The following is a 19,878-nucleotide window of genomic DNA, read 5'->3' on the forward strand; positions in this document are numbered from 1 at the left end:
CAGGTCGGCGCAGTCGTACGCCGCTTCGTCATAGGGGATGCCCACCCATCGCTCGACGTCGACCAGGCGCATCAGAAGATTCCCGGCAACGTGAATGGATTGGCATGCAGCAGCACGGCCTGCTGGCGCATCAGGAAGTCGACACCACACTGGGCACTGACCGTGCGCGTGTTGACCGACACCTGGGTCATCGGCAGGTCGTACTCGGCCTCGATGGCATCCGGATCGGCGCGATCGGTCAGCATCAACCGTGCGGTCACCATCTCTCCGGGGGCCAGCCCTTCCAGGTCCTCGGTGAGTGCGCGGCCGATGTTGTCGATCACCAGCTGCGCGCGCGGTGCCTGTCCACTGACATCGTCGGGAAGCTGGAAGCCGAACGGTGCGGCAATGAACTCCCTGCCGTTGCTGGTCCAGTTGACGTTGTCGTTGACGATCCGCAGCACCTCCGGCATCGACGGTGCCGACACTTCCAGCAGCATCAGCGGTCCCTGGGTGTCGGCCAGGCGCTGGCGGCGCTCATGGAACGAACTCATCGCATGTACTCCAGTACAAGATCACGCTTGGAGAAACGGAACCGGGTGTTCAGTGGCACCAGGCGGCCGATGCCCTGCGGGAAGCGGGCACTGATCGGCTGCCCGGTCCGCGGGTGCTCCATCGTGAACCAGCCGACGCGACCGACATCGTGCAGGTACCACTCTTCGAATGCCTCGGCGTCAGCCGCGGTGCGGAACTGCACCGAGGCGTATACGTTCTTCATCACCCGGCTGTTGAGCGCGCGCATCTTGCTGGGGCCGCGCTCCATCTCGGTCCGCTCTTCCGAGGCAACGATCTCCTCGCCGTAATCCGCAAAGCGGATTTCTGCATACTCTGGCCAACTGCTCATCCCACTGCCTCCGTCCATCCGTATCGGGCCCGTCCAATGGCGCCCAGCTCACCACCGTTGAGGCTGTCGCCCACGATGTCGATCACCAGTCGCCGCACTTCGCTGCCATCGGGCATGCGCTGCCGCTCTTCCCGGGTATTGACCCGGCTTTCGCCGTAGTTGTTGATTTCCACATTCATCCCACCCTCGCCGGCGTGGGCGATCGGCACCTGCACATAGCCCCCGCTGTCACCACCGGACAGGCCATTGCCGGTTCGCAGCGAAGCGCGCAGGGCAAAGAATGCCGATGGGCCGCCGAGCGCGGCCATGTCTTCCTGGCTGAGCACGCCCTCGCCTTTGTGGACGATGCCGGCCGGCTCGTACTTGCCCCCCGGGCCGGTGTAGCCGCCGATGGAAAAGCCGGTGATCTTCGGCCCGAACATCTGCCCGATCGAACTGATCAGCCCACTGACCATCTGTTTGGCTGCCACGCGCGCCAGATCGGCGATGATCGAGTCGGCGAGGTCGGAGAAGGACAGCTTTCCGGTCTGGGCAAACTTGACCAGACTGTCTTCCAACCCGCCCAGTGCATTGCTGAAGACGCCGTGGCTCAACTCGGCGGCATTGGCTGCGGCATCGGCATAGTCCTCGAACGCCCGCATCGCGCCGTTCTTCCAATCGGACTGGTATGCCTTCTTGTTTTCCTGGAACTCGGCCTCGCGTTGCAGTGACTGTTCATGGAATGCATCGAGCTCGGCCAGCTGGGCCCTGTAGCGCTCCGACTCGATGACCTTGCCGTCTTCACCACGTGACTCGTCGTCCAGCGCACGCTTTCGATTGTCCCGGTCCTCATCCAGTGCGGAACGGCGCTGCATGCGATCCACGCTCGCTGCGCCATGGCCGATGGCGAACAGCTCCTGGTCGTGTCCGCGCTGCTGTGCCTGCGCCGCCTGCTGGAGCTCCCGCTGCAGCTTGAACAGGTCCTGCTGGGCTTTCTTCGACGCTTCAGCGGCCGCCGCCTCCTTGGCCAGGGCCACCGCGGCGTCCAGCGAGGCCTTCACCCGCAGTTGTTTCTGCTCGCCGAGCTTCTTCTCGGCATGCTCCATCTCGTCAAGGAGGGTGACCTGCAGCTTTTCCGCCTCTGTCATCCCCTCCTTCAGCTTCTGGCGCACCCGGTCCTGGGCGATCTGCTTCTCGATGCGATCCATCAGCCCGGCGTACGCATCAGCCTGCTCGTTCAGGCCCCTGACCGACTGCTGGGCGGCCTGCTGCTGTTCGCGGAACTGGGCCTTGCGTTCGATGTCGGCCTTCTTGCGCGCGGCGTCCCTGTTGAACTCGGCACGCTGGGCCGGGTCCATCTTGTCCGGGCCACCTCTGGCGTTGATCTCCGCGCCGCGTTCGGCCATCCAGGCGGCATATTCGCCACGGGTCAGCCGGATCCACTCGACTTCGTCCCGCCACGCTTCTCCGCGCATGGCGCCCAGCATGCCGTTGAAGGCATCGGTTGCCTTCAATGCGTTCCATTCCGTCGCACCCAGAGACGCGATGAGCTGGTCAAGCGTCTGGTTGTCCACGTTCTGGATGGCCGTGGCAATCGCATTGAACAACTTCTCGTCAAGGGAGCCCCGGATCGTTTCTTTCAGGCCCCGGAACTTCTCCTGGACCGGCGCGACCTCCGCCTGGAACGCTTCCAGGTTCGCCCTGGCCTTCTCCAGCTCAGCGTAATCCGAGGCCGCACTCAGGCCCGCACCTTCGCGTCCCGATCGCTGGCCATTACTCACTCGACCTTCCCAATGGACGACCGAGCCCTGCAACGCCTTCTCGCGCGCCTCCAGCTCGCGCAGCGCCTTGGCCTGCTCATGCAGCGTGGCGACCGCCTGCTCCAGGGGCAGCGTGCCCGCCCCCATGCCGAGGCCGGCCTGGTCCATCGAGAACGACATCTGCTGCAGCGACTGCATCTGCTCCTTGTACTCGGCGCGCGCACGTTCGGACGCCTTGACCATGTCCACGTACGCTTCGCCCAGCTTCTGCACCGACGCGATGGCGATGCCCCATGGGCCACCGGCGGCCGTCAGCAGGCCGCTGCCCAGCTCCTTCAAGCCGCTGCCGAGCACATCGCCGCCGACGTTGGCCTTTGCCTTTGTCCCGGCCTTGCCCGTTGCGCCCTCCGGTGCCGCATGCACGCGCGCCAGCGCGGCGGCCGTCCGCTCGGCCTCCGCGCGCAGTGTCTTGAGATTCTGCGTCGCCAGGCGACTGGCCTCCGCCATTGCGGTACGGAAGCCCGTCGTATTGACCCGCAGTACTACGTCTAGATTCTGGTTAGTGGACGCCATACGCGTTCCTCCAAGAATGATGAGGGGCCCCGCAGGGCCCCAGGTTCGATTGCATGCCACACATCGGAGAAGCACTGCCCTGCCCCGCCCGGAATCACGCCGCAGCGTTGCGTCGCGATGCGCTGCCGAACAGTTCAAGCAGCTGCTGCGAGCGCTCCTTTGCCGCCTTCTCGGGCGAAGTGCGGGGACGCACCAGCAGGAAGTCTTCGGCAGTGGTCGTATTGCCGTGCACCTGCGCCAGCACGCTGGTCAGCTGGGCGAGCATCCCCTGCAGGGGCTGGTCCAACGGCTCCAGGCGTGCGAACGCGTACATCTCCGAGAGCTGGCGGGAAGTCACTCCCGCCAGCAGGTGGTCCGGATGCGGGAGGCCCAGCCTCCACGCGATCCGGAACTGAAGCCGGCGCTCAGGCCGGCGGATCAGTTTTTTTCCAGCTCTCCCACGGCCGCATCGCCGAGCGCATTGAGCGTCTGTGCGACACGGAACACGCGATCCAGCGCCGCGGCCGATTTGGTGCCCAGCTGGGCCACCTCATGGTCGGAGAACAGGCGCTCGCCCATTTCATCGACCAGGCACAGGCCGACGAATCGCGCACGGAAGTCATCCACCTTGGGCGTGTCGCCGCCATAGGTCTCCTGCTCCCAGCGATCACGGTCGCGGGCCGACATCATCGCCACGCGCACGTTGCCGCCCCATTCGGGTACGGCGACGTCCTCGTGCCGGCGATCCTGTGCGTCCAGGATCTGCTGCTTGCCCAACAGCATCACGGGGTGCCGCCAGCGGCCACGGTGACCAGCGCGAACTCACGCGGCAGCAGGTCCGCAGTGAAGGTCAGCACCTGGTTGGTACCCGGGGCCACGTTGAAGGCGGCGACCTTGGCGACGAAGGTGGCCGCATCGCCGGTGGGCAGCACCATCAGGAAATGCAGGTCGGCATCCGGATCGGCGTCGCGCAGGATCTCCTGGCCTGCCGAGCTGCCGACCGGCCAGCGGTGGCCGGACACCTGCACGGCCTGGCCGCCGGACAGGCCCGCGATGTTCTCCATCTGCTTCGAACGCAGGTTGGTGGCATCGAGGGTGTTGGCCTGGCCGCGGCCGAACGGGAAGGCAGTCAGGCCGTCGATTTCGGTATAGCCGGCCGGATTGTTCGGCGCGGTCGGGGCGGTGCCGGCCTTCACGTACAGCGCGGAGTCCTGGGCGGAAATGGCTTGATTGATGGACATGGTGTTGAATCTCCTGGAAATGAAAAAGCCGCCTTGCGGCGGCTGGGGTTCGGGGTGATCAGGCTCGGGGCTGCCTGCAGTGGGTCATCGTGGCTGGCCCGTCACAGCCACCGGTTGCGTGTTGCGATCGGCAACACGCGGACAACAAAAAAGCCCCCGGCTCGCGCCGGAGGCTTGTATGTCATCGTGGCTGAAAGCTTAGGCTGCGGGTGTGCACCGGTCAATGCAGAAACAGCCCTCTGCACCGCCTTGGGAACGCACTGCCGCACGCCCGCAGCCGCCCGATCCGGCACAGCCGCTGACGCCGCGCTAACCGGCGCAGCACCGACAATGCAGCTCTGTTCCCAGCAACGAGGAAGATGACGATGGCCGAGTGGATCACCCTGGATACGCATCACGGCCCGGTACGGGCCTGGCAGGCCCTGCCGGAAGGCACCGCGCGCGGCGGCCTGGTGGTGGTGCAGGAAATTTTCGGCGCCAATCCGCACATCCGCAGCGTGGCCGAGCGCTTCGCGGCTGAAGGCTATGCGGTGCTGGCGCCCTCGTTCTTCGACCTGCTCGACGGCCCCGACGCCGATCCGGACGCGTTGCCCTACGACGCCGAAGGCGTGAAACAGGGCCTGGAACGGGTTGGCGCGCTGGGCATGGAACGGGCGCTGGAGGTGGTGCGGGCCGCGGCAACCCGGCTGGCACCGCAGGGCAAGGTCGGCACCGTCGGCTACTGCTGGGGTGGCACGGTGGCGATGCTGTCCGCAGTGCGCCTGGGGCTGCCGTCGGTCAGCTACTACGGTGCGCGCAACGTGCAGTTCCTCGACGAAACGCCCAAGGCCCCGGTGATCTTCCACTTCGGTGCCCAGGACCGCAGCATCCCGCCGGAAGCGGTCCAGGCCCACCGTGAGAAGCTGCCGCAGATGGCCACCTATGTCTATCCGGCCGATCACGCCTTCAACCGGGAGGTCGGACATGCGTATGATCCAGACAGCGCCGCCCTGGCGCTGCAACGCACCCTGGACTTCTTCTCGGAGCATCTTGGATGAGCGAATTCGAACTCGATTCACGCCTGGCCACCGATAGCGTGCTGGTGGCGGAAGGACCGTTGTCGCAAGTGCGGCTGATGAACGACGAACGATTCCCCTGGCTGGTACTGGTACCGCGCCTGGCCGGGGTGACCGAGTGGATCGAGCTGGACGGCGAGCAGCAGGACAAGCTGCGCACCGAGCTCAACCGCGCCTGCAAGGCCCTGAAGGGCTCCGACGGGGTGGAAAAGATCAACATCGGGGCGCTGGGCAACATCGTGCGCCAGCTGCACTTCCATGTGATCGGCCGCCATGACGGTGATCCGGCCTGGCCGGGCCCGGTCTGGGGCAGCGGCCCGGCGCACCGTTACGAGCCGGCGGCGCTGGACCAGCATGTCGCCTACTGGAAGGAACGGCTAGGATATCCGGCCCAGTCCTGAGCCTTCGCCGACCCGATGCGATTCAACCTCGTTGCCGCCGTCCTGCTGATCCTGATCGGCCTGTTCATGCTCGCCAGCAATCTCGGCTGGACGCACCTGAACCTGTCCAAGCTGCTGCTGACCTGGTGGCCGGTGGCCCTGGTGGGTGTCGGCATCGCGATGCTGTTCGGTCGCGGCAAATAAGCAAAGGCGGCGCAAGCGCCGCCTTCGCCCATGCAGAGCCGAGCCTTGCTCGGCTCCAGAACAACTCAGGTCCGCGGCAGGGTCACGCCGGTCTGGCCCTGGTACTTGCCGCCGCGATCGCGGTACGACGTCTCGCAGACGTCATCGGCGGCCGCCTGGAAGAACAGCATCTGCGCCACGCCTTCGTTGGCATAGATGCGCGCCGGCAGCGGCGTGGTGTTGCTGAATTCCAGGGTGACGTGGCCTTCCCATTCCGGCTCCAGCGGCGTCACGTTGACGATGATGCCGCAGCGCGCGTAGGTGCTCTTGCCCAGGCACACCACCAGCGTATCGCGCGGAATGCGGAAGTACTCGACGGTACGCGCCAGCGCGAAGCTGTTCGGCGGGATGATGCACTCGTCGGCGGTGATGTCGACGAAGCTGCCCGAGTCGAAATGCTTGGGGTCGACAATCGTCGAGTTGATGTTGGTGAACACCTTGAACTCGCGCGAGCAGCGCACGTCGTAGCCATAGCTGGACGTGCCATAGCTGACGATGCGCTGGCCGTTGGCCTGCTTCACCTGCCCGGCCTCGAACGGCTCGATCATGCCGTGCTGCTCGGACATGCGGCGGATCCAACGGTCACTCTTGATGCTCATGCTTTGTCCTGGGGGTACGAGGGGGCGCGAGGATTCTAGCAGGGGCCCGGCCTGCGCCGGCGGCCCCTGCACCCGCACTTACAGCAGCGACGACAGGATCGGGATCGAGGCCCGTGGGCGCTTGCCGACTTCCTCGATCAGGCGCTGTGCGGCATGGCGGTAGGCCTGGGCCGGCGCCGAATCCGGCTGGGCGACGGTGATCGGGGTGCCTGCATCGCCCTGTTCACGGATGCCGATCTGCAGCGGCAGCGAACCCAGCAGCGGCACGCCGTACTGCGCGGCCATGCGCTCGCCACCGCCCTCGCCGAACAGGTGCTCGATGTGCCCGCAGCTGCTGCAGGTGTGCACCGCCATGTTCTCCACGATGCCCAGCACCGGCACCTCGACCTTCTCGAACATCTTCAACGCCTTCTTCGCATCCAGCGTGGCGATGTCCTGCGGCGTGGTGACGATCACTGCACCGGCCAGCGGAATCTTCTGGGTCAGGGTCAGCTGGATGTCACCGGTGCCCGGCGGCAGGTCGATCAGCAGGAAATCCAGGTCGTCCCACAGGGTATCGTTGAACAGCTGCGTCATCGCCGAGGTGGCCATCGGGCCACGCCAGATCATCGGCGTGTCCTCTTCGATCAGGTAGCCGATCGACATGGTCTCCACGCCGAACGCACGCAGCGGCTCGATGCTCTTGTTGTCCGGGCTTTCCGGGCGGCCGGACAGGCCCAGCATGGCCGGCACGCTGGGGCCATAGATGTCGGCGTCGAGCACGCCCACGCGCGCGCCAAGCTGCTGCAGCGCCACGGCCAGGTTCACCGAGGTGGTGGACTTGCCGACGCCGCCCTTGCCCGAACCGACCGCGATCACGTTGCGGATGCGGGCATGCGGCGTAAGTCCCTTCTGGACCTGGCTGACATGGGGACGGCGGGGAGAACTGTTCACAACGAGCACCGGCGGGGTCAGGGGGATAACCCGACATCATACAAGCTGGACGTAACCTGACTGAAATTCAGGATTGCGACAGATTCGTGCACAGATTGTTAAGTTCATGTTACGTTCGATAAGCACTGTTTTGAGCTGTGGAGCCGGTTGTTCCGGCCCGCGCGATGGCGCATGCGCAGTGCCGTTTTTGTTTTTGCTCTCCAATGGAACTACATGAAACACGTCAGCAATACCGCACGTCGCAACACGCTCACCCTCGCCCTGATTTCCGCTCTGATGGCCGCCGCCCCGGCAATGGCTCAGGACAAGGCGACCAACCTGGACAAGATCACCGTCACCGGTTCGCTGATCCCGCAGACCCAGGTTGAAACCCAGACCCCGGTGATGTCCATCACCGCCGAAGACATCCAGACCCGCGGCTTCAGCAGCGTTGCTGAAGTGCTGCAGCAGTCGTCGCTGACCACCGGCGGCCTGCAGGGTGGCCAGACCTCGGGTGCGTTCACCCAGGGCGCCGAAGCCGCCGGCATGTTCGGCCTGAACCCGGGCTACACCAAGTACCTGATCAACGGCCGCCCGATGCTCTCGTATCCGGCGCTGTACAACGGCAGCGAGTCGTTCAACAACATCAGCGGCATCCCGATCGACATCGTCGAGCGCATCGAAGTCCTGCCGGGCGGCCAGTCGTCGCTGTACGGTTCGGACGCGATCGCCGGCGTGGTCAACATCATCCTGAAGGAACGCATGGACGGCGGCACGATGTCGATCCGTGGCGGCACCTACACCGAAGGTGGTGGCAGCAACATCCGCTTCAGCGCCGCCAAGGGCTTCAACGCGTTCGACGACCGCTTCCACGCGCTGGTCAACGTGCAGATCGAAAACGGCAGCCCGATCTGGGGCTACCAGCGTGACATCACCAAGCAGAACAACCCGGTCGGTTACACCGCGCAGCTGCCGTCGAACGACTTTGCCGTCATCGGCAACGCCGACAACAAGCTGTACATGATGGACCCGACCCGCTGCGCCAACGTGGCAGGCCTGTACGACGGCACCACCACCGTCGGCAAGCGTGCATCGGGCGAATCGTGCGGCTCGGTGTACAGCGCCGGCTACAAGACCCTGAAGAACGGCAAGAACAGCGGCCAGTTCTACTCGTCGATGACCTTCGACGTGAACGACAATTTCCAGCTGTTCGCCGACGTGCTGTACAGCAAGGAAAAGACCGAGTTCACCTCTGGCTCCAGCGCCCTGTGGTGGGGCACCAAGTCGGTGATGGGCGGCTTCTACGACCAGGGCCTGGGCAAGGTCGTGAACCTGCAGCGCGCGTTCGCACCGGAAGAAATCGGCCCGGGCCACTACAACAACATCCTGAACTCCGATGAGAGCCGTTCCTACCAGGTCACCCTGGGCGGCAAGGGCATGGTCGGCGACTGGGACTACAGCGCCAGCTTCACCCGCGGCGAATACCGCCTGGACCAGAACCGCTTCGCGCGCTGGAAGGACAAGATCGAAGGCTTCTTCGGCGACACCGTGCTGGGCCCGCGCCTGGGCACCACCGCCGATGGTTTCGGCATCTACAACCCGAACTACGCCGCGTTCTATTCGCCGATCACCCCGGACCAGTTCGCCAGTTTCACCGGCTATGGCACCCACCGCAGCAAGACCTGGCAGAACCTGGGTCGCGTGCAGGTGACCAACGGTTCGCTGTTCTCCCTGCCGGGCGGCGACGCCGGCCTGGCCGTCGTGCTGGAAGGCGGCAGCGAAGGTTGGGACTACTCGCCCGACCAGGCCTTCATCGATGGCAACGCCTGGGGCGCCAGCGCCGTGGCCGGTGCCGGCCACCGCAGCAACTACGCGGTGACCAGCGAACTGCGCATGCCGGTGTTCGAGTCGCTGACCATCAGCGCCTCGGGCCGCTATGACGCCTTCAAGATCGCCGACAAGACCGTCGACAAGGCCACCTACAGCATCGGCCTGGAATACCGCCCGGTTGAAAGCCTGCTGCTGCGCGGCAAGTACGGCACCGCGTTCCGCGCGCCGACCCTGTCCGATGCCTTCCAGGGCATGAGCGGCTCGTTCGCCTCCGGCCAGAACGATTACTACCGCTGCAGCCAGATGGGTTACGCCCTGCGTGACGAAGCCTGCTCGTTCTACAAGACCACCTCGGTGTACAGCGAAAAGTCCGGCAACCCGGACCTGAAGCCGATCACCGCCGACGTGTGGAGCGCAGGCGTGGTGTGGGCCCCGGTGAGCAACTTCTCGCTGTCGGTCGACTACTACAACTGGAAGATCAAGAACGAGGTCAAGACGCTGAGCACCGACCAGCTGCTGCTGGCCGAGTACCAGTGCCACAACGGCCTGCCGAACAACACCTCGGCCAGCTGCCAGAACGTGACCGACTGGGTGACCCGCGACGCCGGTGGCAACCTGACCCGCGTGTACACCCCGAAGCTCAACGTGGCCAGCCAGAACCTGGAAGCGGTGACCGTCGGTGCCAAGTACCAGCAGGATCTGGGCCGCTTCGGTTCGCTGATGTTCTCCGGCAACTACACCAACATGCTGAAGCGTGAAGTGGTGGCCCTGCCGGGTGCGCAGAAGCTGGACCTGCTGAGCGATCCGTACAACATGTGGTACTACGACAACTTCGCCAAGGTCCGTGGCGACGTGTCGGTGGGCTGGGCCATCTCCAAGTTCACCACCACCGTGTACGCCAACTACGTCGGCAGCACCCCGAACTACCTGGCCTACACCGGCCGCAGCTATGACTATGTCCACTCCTCCGGCGCCAAGGCCGGCAAGTGGGGCTCGTACACCACGTACAACATGAGCCTGAACTACCAGGCGCAGGACGATCTGACCCTGTCGCTGATGGTCAACAACGTGTTCAACAAGCTGCCGGAAGGCCAGCGCTACAACTACCCGGGCAACGAATCGACCCCGTTCAACGACGGCTTCTACAGCGTCTACGGCCGTCAGATCTCGGCCCAGGTCAAGTACGACTTCTAATCCCCGTCGTATTCCGGACTCCGTGTCTGGACCAGGCCCCGCTTCGGCGGGGCCTTTTTTTTTGGAGCGCTGAACGCCTCGACCGGCCTGCAGCAAAAAGCGTGATCGACACCGCACAAACATCTGCGTTCAAGGGAACGCCGGTGGATCACAACGCATTGATTCTGAAGGGACATTCGCAACGTCGACATGCTCCCTTGCACGTCGCCATCTTTTGAAACATGCCAAAACAAATCACCTTACCCATTGATTCAGAAGCTTTTTTCCGCTCTACGGACGCACGTGGATGTGACAGGCCCGTGTTGGCAACGTTAACGACGTGTTACGGTCGACCTGAATGGAATCACACTGAACGAATCATTAATGCGCAGGGAGTGCGCCGCCAAGACATTGCTCACTACGGGGATCCACCATGTCTCGCCAACGTTCCACGCTGTCGCGCCACCCTCTGACCCTCGCCCTGCTCGGCACCCTCCTGGCCTCTGGTACCGCCCTGGCCCAGGACGGCAATGCGCCGACCCAGCTTGACCGTGTGACCGTCACCGGATCGCTGATTCCGCAGACCGAGATCGAGAACCACACGCCGGTCCTGACCGTCACCGCCGAGGATATCCAGACCCGCGGTTTCACCAGCGTCGCCGATGTCCTGCAGCAGTCCTCGCTGTCCACCGGCGGCCTGCAGGGCGGCCAGACCTCCGCATCCTTCACCCAGGGCGCCGAAGCGGCCGGCATGTTCGGCCTCAGCCCGGGCTACACCAAGTACCTGATCAACGGCCGCCCGATGCTCTCGTATCCGGCGCTGTACAACGGCGGCGATACCTTCAACAACATCAGCGGCATCCCGATCGACATCGTCGAGCGCATCGAGATCCTGCCGGGCGGCCAGTCCTCGCTGTACGGTTCGGACGCGATCGCCGGCGTGGTCAACATCATCCTCAAGGAGCGCATGGATGGCGGCGTGCTCAATGTGCGTGGTGGCGCCTACAGCGAAGGCGGCGGCAACAGTTTCCGCCTCAGCGGTGCACGCGGCTTCAATTCGAAGGACGACCGCTTCCATGCACTGGTCAACGTGCAGTATGAAAAGACCAGCCCGATCTGGGGTTACCAGCGTGACCTGACCAAGGTCAACAACCCCGACGGCTACAGCCCGCAGTACGTCTCCAATGATTTCCTGGTTCTGCTGCCGGCCGCCAACAACCGCTACGCGATGATGGACCCGAACCTGTGCGCCAACGTGGCGGGCCAGTTCGACGGCACCACCGTGCTCGGCACCCGGCCGACCGGCCAGGCCTGCGGCTCGGTCTACGGCACCGGTTACAAGACCATCAAGAACGGCAAGGAAAGCGGGCAGATCTACAGCTCGGCCACCTTCGACGTGAACGACAATTTCCAGCTGTTCGGCGATGCGCTGTACAGCCTGGAAGAGGTCAAGTACGCAACCGGTTCCGGCTACACCTGGTGGGGCACCTCCTCGGGGTGGGGCCGCTTCTATGACCAGGCCAGCGGCCAGTACATGAACCTGCAGCGCGTGTTCGCGCCAGAGGACATCGGTGGCGGTGGTTACCGCGACATCATGAACACCGACCGCAACAAGGCCTACCAGGTCACCCTCGGCGGCCGCGGGACCGCAGGCAACTGGGACTACAGCCTCAGCTTCACCCGTGGCGAGTACAAGCTGACCGAGCGCAATTTCGTGCGCTGGAACGACCCGATCAACGATTACTTCGAGCAGCGCGTGCTGGGCCCGGTACTGGGCACCACCAGCACCGGCTATGACATCTACAGCCCGAACTGGGAAGCGTTCTATGCGCCGCTGCCCGCCGGCGACTTCCAGAGCTTCACCGGCTACAGCTACAGCGAAAGCCGCACCTGGCAGAACCTGGCCCGTGCCCAGGTCACCAATGGCTCGCTGTTCAAGCTGCCCGGTGGCGATGCCGGCTTCGCCGTGGTTGTCGAAGGTGGCAGCGAAGGCTGGGATTACACGCCCGACCCGGGCCTGATGGACGGCAGCGTGTGGGGCACCACCGCCGTGTCCGGTGCCGGCCATCGCAGCAACTACGCGGTGACCACCGAACTGCGCATGCCGCTGCTGGAAACGCTGACCGTCACCGGTTCCGGCCGCTATGACGCCTTCAAGATCGGCAGCAACACCGTCGACAAGGCCACCTACAGCGTCGGCATCGAGTTCCGTCCGATCGAAAGCCTGTTGTTCCGCGGCAAGTACGGCACCGCCTTCCGCGCACCGACCCTCTCCGATGCCTTCCAGGGTCGCAGTGGTTACTACGCCAACGGCTCCACCGACTACTACCGCTGCGGCCAGCTGGGCTACGACCCGGCCAACACCACCGGCTGCCCGTACGACAGCGTCTCGGTGTTCGGCACCCGCTCGGGCAACCCGGACCTGGAGCCGATCACCGCCGATGTCTGGAACGCAGGCGTGGTCTGGGCACCGATCAACAACCTGTCGCTGTCGGTCGACTACTACAACTGGAAGATCAAGAACGAGGTCGACACGCTCAGCTCCGACCAGCTGCTGCTGGCCGAGTACTACTGCCGCAACGGCCAGTCCAACAACACCTCGGCCAGCTGCCAGAACGTCAGTGACTGGATCACCCGTGATGCATCGGGCGTGCTCGATGAGATCTACACGCCGAAGATGAACGTCGCCCGCCAGAACCTGGAAGCGCTGACCGCCAGCTTCAAGTACGTGCAGGACATCGGTCGCTTCGGCTCGCTGCAGTTCTCGGCCAACTACACCGACATGCTCAAGCGCAAGCTGCAGCCGCAGCCGGGTGACGAGTACCTGGACCTGCTGCACGACCCATACGCGATGTGGGTGTACGACTCGTACGCCAAGGTGCGCGCGGACGGCTCGATCGGCTGGGCCAAGGACAACTGGACCACCACCCTGTACGCCAACTACATCGGCAAGACGCCGAACTACATGGCTTACGTGGGCAATGGTTATGACTACGTCCACAGCTCCGGCTACAAGGCTGGCAAGTGGGGCTCCTACACCACCTACAACCTGAGCGTGAACTACCGCGCGATGGAGAACCTGACCCTGTCGCTGATGGTCAACAACGTGTTCAACAAGATGCCGGACAACCAGCGCTACAGCTACGCCGGCACCAGCGGCCAGCCGTACAACAACTACCTGTACAACGCCTACGGGCGCGCGATCTACGTGCAGGCCAAGTACGCGTTCGGCGTGAAGTAATCCAGCAACCGTAGCAACGGAAAAGCCCCGCCATGGCGGGGCTTTTTCGTGTCCAGCATGACCGTTCGGAAGAACAGGCCCTGGTACACCAGGGCCTGCCGATTTCCGGCCCTTCCGCTCAGCGGAAGCTGTAGCGCAGGCTGGCCATGTAGCGACGGCCCAGCGCGTCCAGCACGTACGGGAACGGACCGATGTCGTCGGACAGGTTCAGCACCGACAGGTTCACGCGTGCGTTGTCGGTCAGGCGGTAGCTGACATTGGCATCCCAGGTCGTCCAGCTGTCACGCTTGAAGTACTGCCGGCTTTCCGGGGTTGCAGTCAGGCTGAACTGCGAGCCGCTGGTGTAGTTGGACGTCACGCCATAGCTCCACTTGCCGATGGCATGCTGCGCCGTCCAGCGGAACTGGCGCTTGGGCTCGTCGAACGTACCCACGCGCTCCACGAACGGCACATCCGCGTTGGCGGCCTGGCCACGGTTCTTCGGCATGTAGCCGTAGAAGCCCAGTGCCACCTGGCCGAATCGGCCCATGTCCCAGTTGTAGTCCACTTCGGCCGTCCAGCCGCGGAACATCAGCACCGGGCCATTGCCGTACTCGGTACGGATATCGGTGGCCGCACCACTCAGCGGATTACGCGTCACCAGGCTGCAGAAGCGGTTGGCGTTGGGCACGTCGGAGGCATTGAAGTCCGGGTTGTCGAAGCAGCCGGTGATGATGTCGGTCGGGCTGAGGCTGGTGATCACATCGGTGATCTTGATGTCATACCAGTCGGCCGCGACCCGCAGGCCCTTCGCCCAGTCCGGTGCGAACACGATGCCCGCTGTCCAGGACTTTGCCTTCTCGTTCTTCAGGCCGGTATAGCCGTTGACCGAGCCGAGGGTGTTGGTCGGCGACGCCTGGAACGTTGCCGGGTCCGCACCCGGGTAGGCCTGGAAGAAGGCTTCGCAGTTGCGGCGGCGAATCGCGGGATTGGTGCCGCCGTTGATGGCCGACACCGAGCACACTTCCGGGATGTTGTAGTACGCAGGCTGCAGCGAGGTGTAGAGCTCGGCAATCGAAGGTGCACGCAGCGACTGGGTCTTGCTGCCGCGCAGCTGGATTCCCGCGAACGGCTCGTACTGGATGCCATAGGTGTACGCATTGAAGCCACCGGCCACCGAGTTGACCACACGGCGGCCCTTCAGGGTCACGTCCAGGCGGTGCAGGCCCGGCAGATCCCAGTCGGGATTGAACAGCGGTGCAAGGAACTCGGCGAAGATTTCATTGGTGTGATAGTCGCCCTTGGCGCCCTGGATCGGCACCGAACGCCCCTGCCCCAGCCGCTGGTACTCGCTCGGAGTAAATGAACCTTCTTCGCGACGATGCTCCACGCCTGCGGCGAAGGAGAACTCGCCGCCCGGCAGGTCGAACAGGCCACCGGTCACCGACGCGTTGAACACAGTCTGGCGCGTCCGTGCCTTGGCCAGGGTCGGCGTCGACACATAGGCCAGTGCTTCAGGCGATGCCTGGTTCTCGCCGAACAGGTTCAGCGGGCGGCAGTTCGGATCGGCAGTGGTGCCCGGGGCGGATGCATCACAGACGATGTTGCCGCTGGCATCGCGCTTCACGTTGAGCGCATTGATGAAGTTCTGCTGGATCAGGCCGGTTCCCTTGTAGTCGAAGTCGCCTCGACCGTGGGTCACGCTGGTTTCCCAGTTGAAGCGGCGCTCGCCGATATCGAAGAAGCCGTCCAGGCCGAGCACGATGCGGCTCAGGCGCGTATCGGTGCTGGCGTTGTTCATGCTCAGGTCGCGCGAGGAGCGCGACAGGCGGAACGAGGTGATGCCGTTCTCAGCCAGGATGCGGCGCGACTCGGCACTGAGGAACGGATTGTTCGCGCTGAACAGCATCGCGCCGCTCTGGTCACCACTGCCATCGGGGTTTGCGGCACCAAAGCCGGCGGCGTTGTAGACGTTCTGGTCCAACGTCTCGCGCGCGGTGGCGCTGTAGTGCGACAGTTCGAAGAAGCCACGCACGTTGTCGTTGAAGTCGAAGCTGCCGGTCGAATAGACCGTACGGCGTTCGAGGTCAGCGATCAGCGGGACGGTCTCATTGAGGTTGAGGCCATCGCCACCGGACGCATTGCCGCTGGGATAGGAGATGCCCGGATCGAAGGCAACCAGGTCGCCCTTGTTGTTGAAGTGCCAGAGCTTGTTGTTCGGGCCGAAGCCGTTCAACTCACCCGTGGCATTACGCTGGTAGCTGCGCCGCACCTGGATGTCCGATGGCATGATCAAGCCACCGAAGGTCATGCTGGAGATGCGCCGGTTGCGGATCCAGACCTGGTCGGCGATGCCGTCAGCCGGCCCGGTATTGAACGGGATGCTGGGATCGATGCGGCCGTCATTGCCCGGGGTACGCCATGGTTGGAAGCGCGCCACGTTCGCTGCCGTCGGATTGGTCTGCAGGCTGTAGCCGTTGCGGTAGAAGTCGCGCTGGAGCGCGTTCACGCCTTCGCTGTTGTCCAGTTCGGCAGCGATGGTGAAGTGGCCACGACCATCGGCGAAACCGCTGCCGAAAATGGCGGACCACGAGTAACGGTCATTGTCGTTCTTGGTGGTCCTGCCAAAGCCGATCTCAACTTCAGCGCCTTCAAACTTGTCACGCAGGATGATGTTGTTCACGCCGGAGATGGCGTCGGAACCATACGTGGGGGCGCCACCGATGCTCAGACTTTCCACACGCTCGACCATCACGGTCGGGATCGAGTTCATGTCGACCTGGATGCCCGAGCCACCGCCCGCACCGAACACGGTTGGCGGTGCGGAGGTCACGAAGCGGCGACCGTTGACCAGGGTCAGCAGGCGGTTGCTGCCGAGACCGAAGCGGCTGGCGAAGTTCACGCCTGCGCCGAAGCCGGCCTGATCACCGCGCGAGGAGACGCCGGCAGAAACACCGGGAATCTTGGTCAGCGCATCGATCAGGTTGGTGTGCCCGTACGCCTCGATGTCCTGGCGGGACACCACGGCGGCCGGTTCCAGGGTGTCATAGCCGGCGCGGTAGATGTGCGAGCCCGTTACCGTGATGCGGTCCAGCTGGGTGGCCGCGGCTTCATTGGAAGCCTTCTTCGCGCTCTCGGCAGTCTCCTTGGCAGCCTCTCCCTCCTGCGCGAAGGCAGGCAGGGCGACGGCAAGCAGGATGGCCGAGGTGAGCGCGAGACTCAACGGATTACGGGGTAGTGGGCGAGTCTTCTCCATGTCTCTCTCTCTGAAAGTGAAGGCATAAAAAGCTCTGCATCGGCAAGACAGAGGAAAAGTAGTCAGCAACTGTTCACGTGCCGATAACGGAATTCATACACAGATCGACACGAAACGGCAACATTCAGCAAAAGTTCAATTTCATATGACACACCGTGGAATAGAGCATGAGGGCGTGAGCTGGCCCGAGGATTTCTCCAATAATCCTTTCCAATCAGCACCTTGAGTCGACACCACCAGAACCCGCGGCAACCATCGCACGCCCTGGACAGGGTTCCGGACACGTCCTGTCCCGGCAGCCATCCAGCGCCTGCATCCTCGGCAACTGCGAACACGGATTCATAATCAATTCACCCAATGCAACTGGAGAGGGCCGGCCTTCGTTCGGCGCTTCGGCGGAGCCTGGGGTGCCCTTCTGCGCCGCCCTTCTGGCGTCTGTGCGCCCCTTGCGCAGGGGCATGACCTTCGACACCCTTGCAGGTCTGGCCGGCGGCGTATCGTTCGGCCCACGGTCGCACCTGCGGCCACTCCCTGACTCACTCGGCCTGGAGGCCATTCAAGTGACCCGTACTCCCAAGATCGTGCTGCTGACCCTGGCCGTTTCGGCCGCGCTGGTTGGCTGCGGCAAGACTGAAACCCCGGCCAAGGACGCCGCCGCCTCCGCCCCGGCCACCGCCGAAGCCACCAACTACACCTTGGACGACAGCAAGCTGCCGGCCTACAACGCCTTCCAGCCGAGCGACCTGGACACCACCAAGGACGCCTGCACCGCCTTCGGCGACTACGTCAACAGCAAGTGGCTGGCCGCCAACGAAATCCCGGGCGACCGCACCAGCTGGGGCGCGTTCACCATCCTCGACGAGCGCTCGGTGGCCGTGCAGCACCAGCTGGCCGAACAGGTCGCGCAGGTCAAGAATCCGAACCACATCGAGAAGATCGTCGGTGACCTGTGGGCCACCGGCATGGACGAGGCAAAGATCAATGCCCAGGGCATCGAGCCGCTGAAGGCCGACCTGGCTGCGATCGACGGCCTGCAGGACAAGGCGGCCATCGCCAACTACCTGCGCACCAGCGCCGCCAAGGGTGACAACATCCTGTTCGGCTTCGGCGCCGAAGCGGACTTCAAGAACTCCGCCATGAACATGGCCTATGCCAGCCAGGGCGGCCTGGGCCTGCCGGATACCACCTACTACACCGATGCCAAGAACGCCGACAAGCTGAAGGCCTACCAGGCGCACGTCGCCAAGGTGCTGGAGCTGTCCGGCGTGGCCGCGGCCGATGCGGCCAAGCAGGCCGAGGACGTGGTCAAGTTCGAAACCCGCCTGGCCAAGGCCTCCAAGTCGCGCGTGGAGCTGTCGCGCAACGTCGAGCTGTACTACAACCCGGTCACCCTGGCCGACGCCGACAAGCTGACCCCGAACTTCAGCTGGACCGAGTTCTTCAAGTCGCAGGGCGTGGCCGCGCCGGAGAAGTTCTCGCTGGCCATGCCGGCCTTCCATGAGGAAGTGAGCAAGTCGCTGGCCGACACCGATCCGTCGGTGTGGCGCGCCTACCTGCGCTTCCACACCGTGGACAGCGCCTCGCCGTACCTGGCCGATGCCTTCGTGCAGGAGAACTACGAGTTCTACGGCAAGACCCTCAACGGCCAGAAGGAACAGAAGCCGCGCTGGAAGCGCGTGCTGGGCACCATCGAGAATGATGCCGGTGAAGCCTTCGGCCAGCTGTACGTGAAGGTTGCCTTCTCGCCGGAAGCCAAGGCGAAGATGGAAGAACTGGTGAAGAACCTCGCCGCCTCGCTGAAGGACCGCATCCAGGGCCTGAGCTGGATGAGCGAAGAAACCAAGGCCAAGGCCATCGCCAAGTGGGAAACCTTCACCCCGAAGATCGGTTACCCGGACAAGTGGCGTGACTGGGCGGGCCTGCAGACCCAGCGCGACAGCTTCCTGGGCAACGTGCGCGCGGCCAACGAGTTCAACTACAAGTTCAACCTGTCCAAGATCGGCAAGCCGGTGGACAAGACCGAGTGGGGCATGACCCCGCAGACCGTCAACGCCTACTACAACCCGCTGCAGAACGAGATCGTGTTCCCGGCCGCCATCCTGCAGCCGCCGTTCTTCGACCCGAAGGCCGACGACGCGCTGAACTACGGCGGCATCGGTGCGGTGATCGGCCATGAAATGACCCACGGTTACGACGACCAGGGCGCACGCTTCGGGCCGACCGGCAACATGGAAGACTGGTGGACCCCAGCCGACAAGAAGAACTTCGAAGGCCTCACCGGCAAGCTGGTCAAGCAGTTCGACCAGTACAAGGTCGACGGCCAGGCAGTGAACGGCCACCTGACCCTGGGCGAGAACATCGCCGACCTGGGCGGCCTGGCCACCGCCTACGACGCCCTGCAGAAGGCCACCGCCGGCAAGGAAGATGCGAAGGTCGACGGCTTCACCCGCGACCAGCGCTTCTTCTTCAACTGGGCCACCGTGTGGCGCACCAAGTACACCCCGGAAAACGCCAAGGTCCGCCTGGCCACCGACCCGCACGCCCCGGCGCAGTTCCGCGCCATGGGTGCGCCGTCGAACCTGCCGACCTTCGCTGCCGCGTTCCAGTGCAAGGCCGGTTCGCCGATGGCCCGCACCGGCGAGCAGCAGGTGGTGATCTGGTAAGCCACGGCTGACGCTGCGGCAGACCTGCAAAGGCCCGGGAATTCCCGGGCCTTTGTTTTTCCGGGGTGTTTTTCATCCACGCATGGCGTGGATCTACTGATCTCGGCACTCCCCGGTAGCGGCCGACCTTGG

15 protein-coding genes are annotated in these 19,878 nt (G+C 64.2%); 6 read left to right on the top strand and 9 right to left on the bottom strand.

What is annotated here, in order from left to right; all coding sequences use genetic code 11:
• Window positions 1–71 precede the first annotated feature (71 nt).
• The 6 genes from DFO63_RS05665 to DFO63_RS05690 form a co-directional block, all read right to left on the bottom strand.
• The gene (locus DFO63_RS05665; RefSeq protein ID WP_014037987.1) at window positions 72–533 is read right to left on the bottom strand and encodes a DUF1833 family protein; all 462 of its coding nucleotides are present in this window, start codon (window positions 531–533) and stop codon (window positions 72–74) included.
• Entirely contained in the window at window positions 530–883 is a 354-nt protein-coding gene (locus DFO63_RS05670) for a hypothetical protein (RefSeq protein ID WP_014037988.1), read from the bottom strand. The genes DFO63_RS05665 and DFO63_RS05670 overlap by 4 nt, the downstream gene beginning before the upstream one ends.
• Window positions 880–3,255, bottom strand: coding sequence for a phage tail tape measure protein (locus tag DFO63_RS05675; protein ID WP_233490794.1), 2,376 nt, complete (start codon window positions 3,253–3,255; stop codon window positions 880–882). Before DFO63_RS05675 ends, DFO63_RS05670 begins: the two co-directional genes overlap by 4 nt.
• 34 nt (window positions 3,256–3,289) lie before the next feature.
• Window positions 3,290–3,532, bottom strand: coding sequence for a hypothetical protein (locus DFO63_RS05680; RefSeq protein ID WP_233490795.1), 243 nt, complete (start codon window positions 3,530–3,532; stop codon window positions 3,290–3,292).
• Between the two features lie 80 nt (window positions 3,533–3,612).
• Window positions 3,613–3,957, bottom strand: coding sequence for a hypothetical protein (locus DFO63_RS05685; RefSeq protein ID WP_014037991.1), 345 nt, complete (start codon window positions 3,955–3,957; stop codon window positions 3,613–3,615).
• Window positions 3,957–4,415: a hypothetical protein gene (locus DFO63_RS05690; RefSeq protein WP_014037992.1), complete on the bottom strand. Its 459-nt coding sequence runs from the start codon at window positions 4,413–4,415 to the stop codon at window positions 3,957–3,959. The genes DFO63_RS05685 and DFO63_RS05690 overlap by 1 nt, the downstream gene beginning before the upstream one ends.
• A gap of 365 nt (window positions 4,416–4,780) precedes the next feature.
• Here DFO63_RS05690 and DFO63_RS05695 point away from each other — a divergent pair, with 365 nt between their 5' ends.
• The 3 genes from DFO63_RS05695 to DFO63_RS22100 are packed head-to-tail and all read left to right on the top strand — an operon-like array spanning window position 4,781 to window position 6,054.
• A complete protein-coding gene (locus DFO63_RS05695) occupies window positions 4,781–5,452 on the top strand; it encodes a dienelactone hydrolase family protein (RefSeq protein WP_049445708.1) in 672 nt (223 codons plus the stop codon).
• Entirely contained in the window at window positions 5,449–5,871 is a 423-nt protein-coding gene (locus tag DFO63_RS05700) for an HIT family protein (RefSeq protein WP_014037994.1), read from the top strand. The genes DFO63_RS05695 and DFO63_RS05700 overlap by 4 nt, the downstream gene beginning before the upstream one ends.
• Before the next feature lie 15 nt (window positions 5,872–5,886).
• Window positions 5,887–6,054, top strand: a complete 168-nt coding sequence (locus DFO63_RS22100) for a DUF5668 domain-containing protein (protein ID WP_005418011.1) — start codon at window positions 5,887–5,889, stop codon at window positions 6,052–6,054.
• Between the two features lie 65 nt (window positions 6,055–6,119).
• Here DFO63_RS22100 and dcd read toward each other — a convergent pair whose 3' ends face one another.
• Together dcd and apbC are read right to left on the bottom strand one after the other, a co-directional pair.
• Window positions 6,120–6,692, bottom strand: coding sequence for a dCTP deaminase (gene dcd / locus DFO63_RS05705; RefSeq protein WP_014037995.1), 573 nt, complete (start codon window positions 6,690–6,692; stop codon window positions 6,120–6,122).
• Between the two features lie 78 nt (window positions 6,693–6,770).
• Window positions 6,771–7,625, bottom strand: a complete 855-nt coding sequence (apbC, locus tag DFO63_RS05710; RefSeq protein WP_049445600.1) for an iron-sulfur cluster carrier protein ApbC — start codon at window positions 7,623–7,625, stop codon at window positions 6,771–6,773.
• 213 nt (window positions 7,626–7,838) lie between these two features.
• Between apbC and DFO63_RS05715 the strand changes: the two genes are divergently transcribed.
• Window positions 7,839–10,628, top strand: a complete 2,790-nt coding sequence (locus tag DFO63_RS05715; RefSeq protein WP_119006576.1) for a TonB-dependent receptor — start codon at window positions 7,839–7,841, stop codon at window positions 10,626–10,628.
• Window positions 10,629–11,040: 412 nt separating this feature from the next.
• Window positions 11,041–13,848, top strand: coding sequence for a TonB-dependent receptor (locus DFO63_RS05720; RefSeq protein WP_049445604.1), 2,808 nt, complete (start codon window positions 11,041–11,043; stop codon window positions 13,846–13,848).
• A gap of 118 nt (window positions 13,849–13,966) precedes the next feature.
• Here DFO63_RS05720 and DFO63_RS05725 read toward each other — a convergent pair whose 3' ends face one another.
• Window positions 13,967–17,083 carry a TonB-dependent receptor gene (locus DFO63_RS05725; protein WP_049445606.1) on the bottom strand — a complete coding sequence of 1,039 codons (3,117 nt, stop codon included), beginning with the start codon at window positions 17,081–17,083 and terminating at the stop codon, window positions 13,967–13,969.
• A 560-nt stretch (window positions 17,084–17,643) separates the two neighbouring features.
• Here DFO63_RS05725 and DFO63_RS05730 point away from each other — a divergent pair.
• A complete protein-coding gene (locus DFO63_RS05730; RefSeq protein ID WP_049445607.1) occupies window positions 17,644–19,746 on the top strand; it encodes a M13-type metalloendopeptidase in 2,103 nt (700 codons plus the stop codon).
• Window positions 19,747–19,878: the final 132 nt, after the last annotated feature.

This window comes from Stenotrophomonas sp. AG209 (assembly GCF_003550055.1).
Taxonomy (GTDB): domain Bacteria; phylum Pseudomonadota; class Gammaproteobacteria; order Xanthomonadales; family Xanthomonadaceae; genus Stenotrophomonas.

Bases quoted from the DNA above. Each gene is read 5' to 3' on its own strand.
- DFO63_RS22100 (WP_005418011.1), top strand. From the start codon at position 5,887: ATGCGATTCAACCTCGTTGCCGCCGTCCTGCTGATCCTGATCGGCCTG.
- DFO63_RS05690 (WP_014037992.1), bottom strand. From the start codon at position 4,415: ATGTCCATCAATCAAGCCATTTCCGCCCAGGACTCCGCGCTGTACGTG.
- DFO63_RS05685 (WP_014037991.1), bottom strand. From the start codon at position 3,957: ATGCTGTTGGGCAAGCAGCAGATCCTGGACGCACAGGATCGCCGGCAC.
- DFO63_RS05695 (WP_049445708.1), top strand. From the start codon at position 4,781: ATGGCCGAGTGGATCACCCTGGATACGCATCACGGCCCGGTACGGGCC.
- DFO63_RS05665 (WP_014037987.1), bottom strand. From the start codon at position 533: ATGAGTTCGTTCCATGAGCGCCGCCAGCGCCTGGCCGACACCCAGGGA.
- DFO63_RS05670 (WP_014037988.1), bottom strand. From the start codon at position 883: ATGAGCAGTTGGCCAGAGTATGCAGAAATCCGCTTTGCGGATTACGGC.
- DFO63_RS05700 (WP_014037994.1), top strand. From the start codon at position 5,449: ATGAGCGAATTCGAACTCGATTCACGCCTGGCCACCGATAGCGTGCTG.
- DFO63_RS05720 (WP_049445604.1), top strand. From the start codon at position 11,041: ATGTCTCGCCAACGTTCCACGCTGTCGCGCCACCCTCTGACCCTCGCC.
- dcd (WP_014037995.1), bottom strand. From the start codon at position 6,692: ATGAGCATCAAGAGTGACCGTTGGATCCGCCGCATGTCCGAGCAGCAC.
- DFO63_RS05725 (WP_049445606.1), bottom strand. From the start codon at position 17,083: ATGGAGAAGACTCGCCCACTACCCCGTAATCCGTTGAGTCTCGCGCTC.
- DFO63_RS05715 (WP_119006576.1), top strand. From the start codon at position 7,839: ATGAAACACGTCAGCAATACCGCACGTCGCAACACGCTCACCCTCGCC.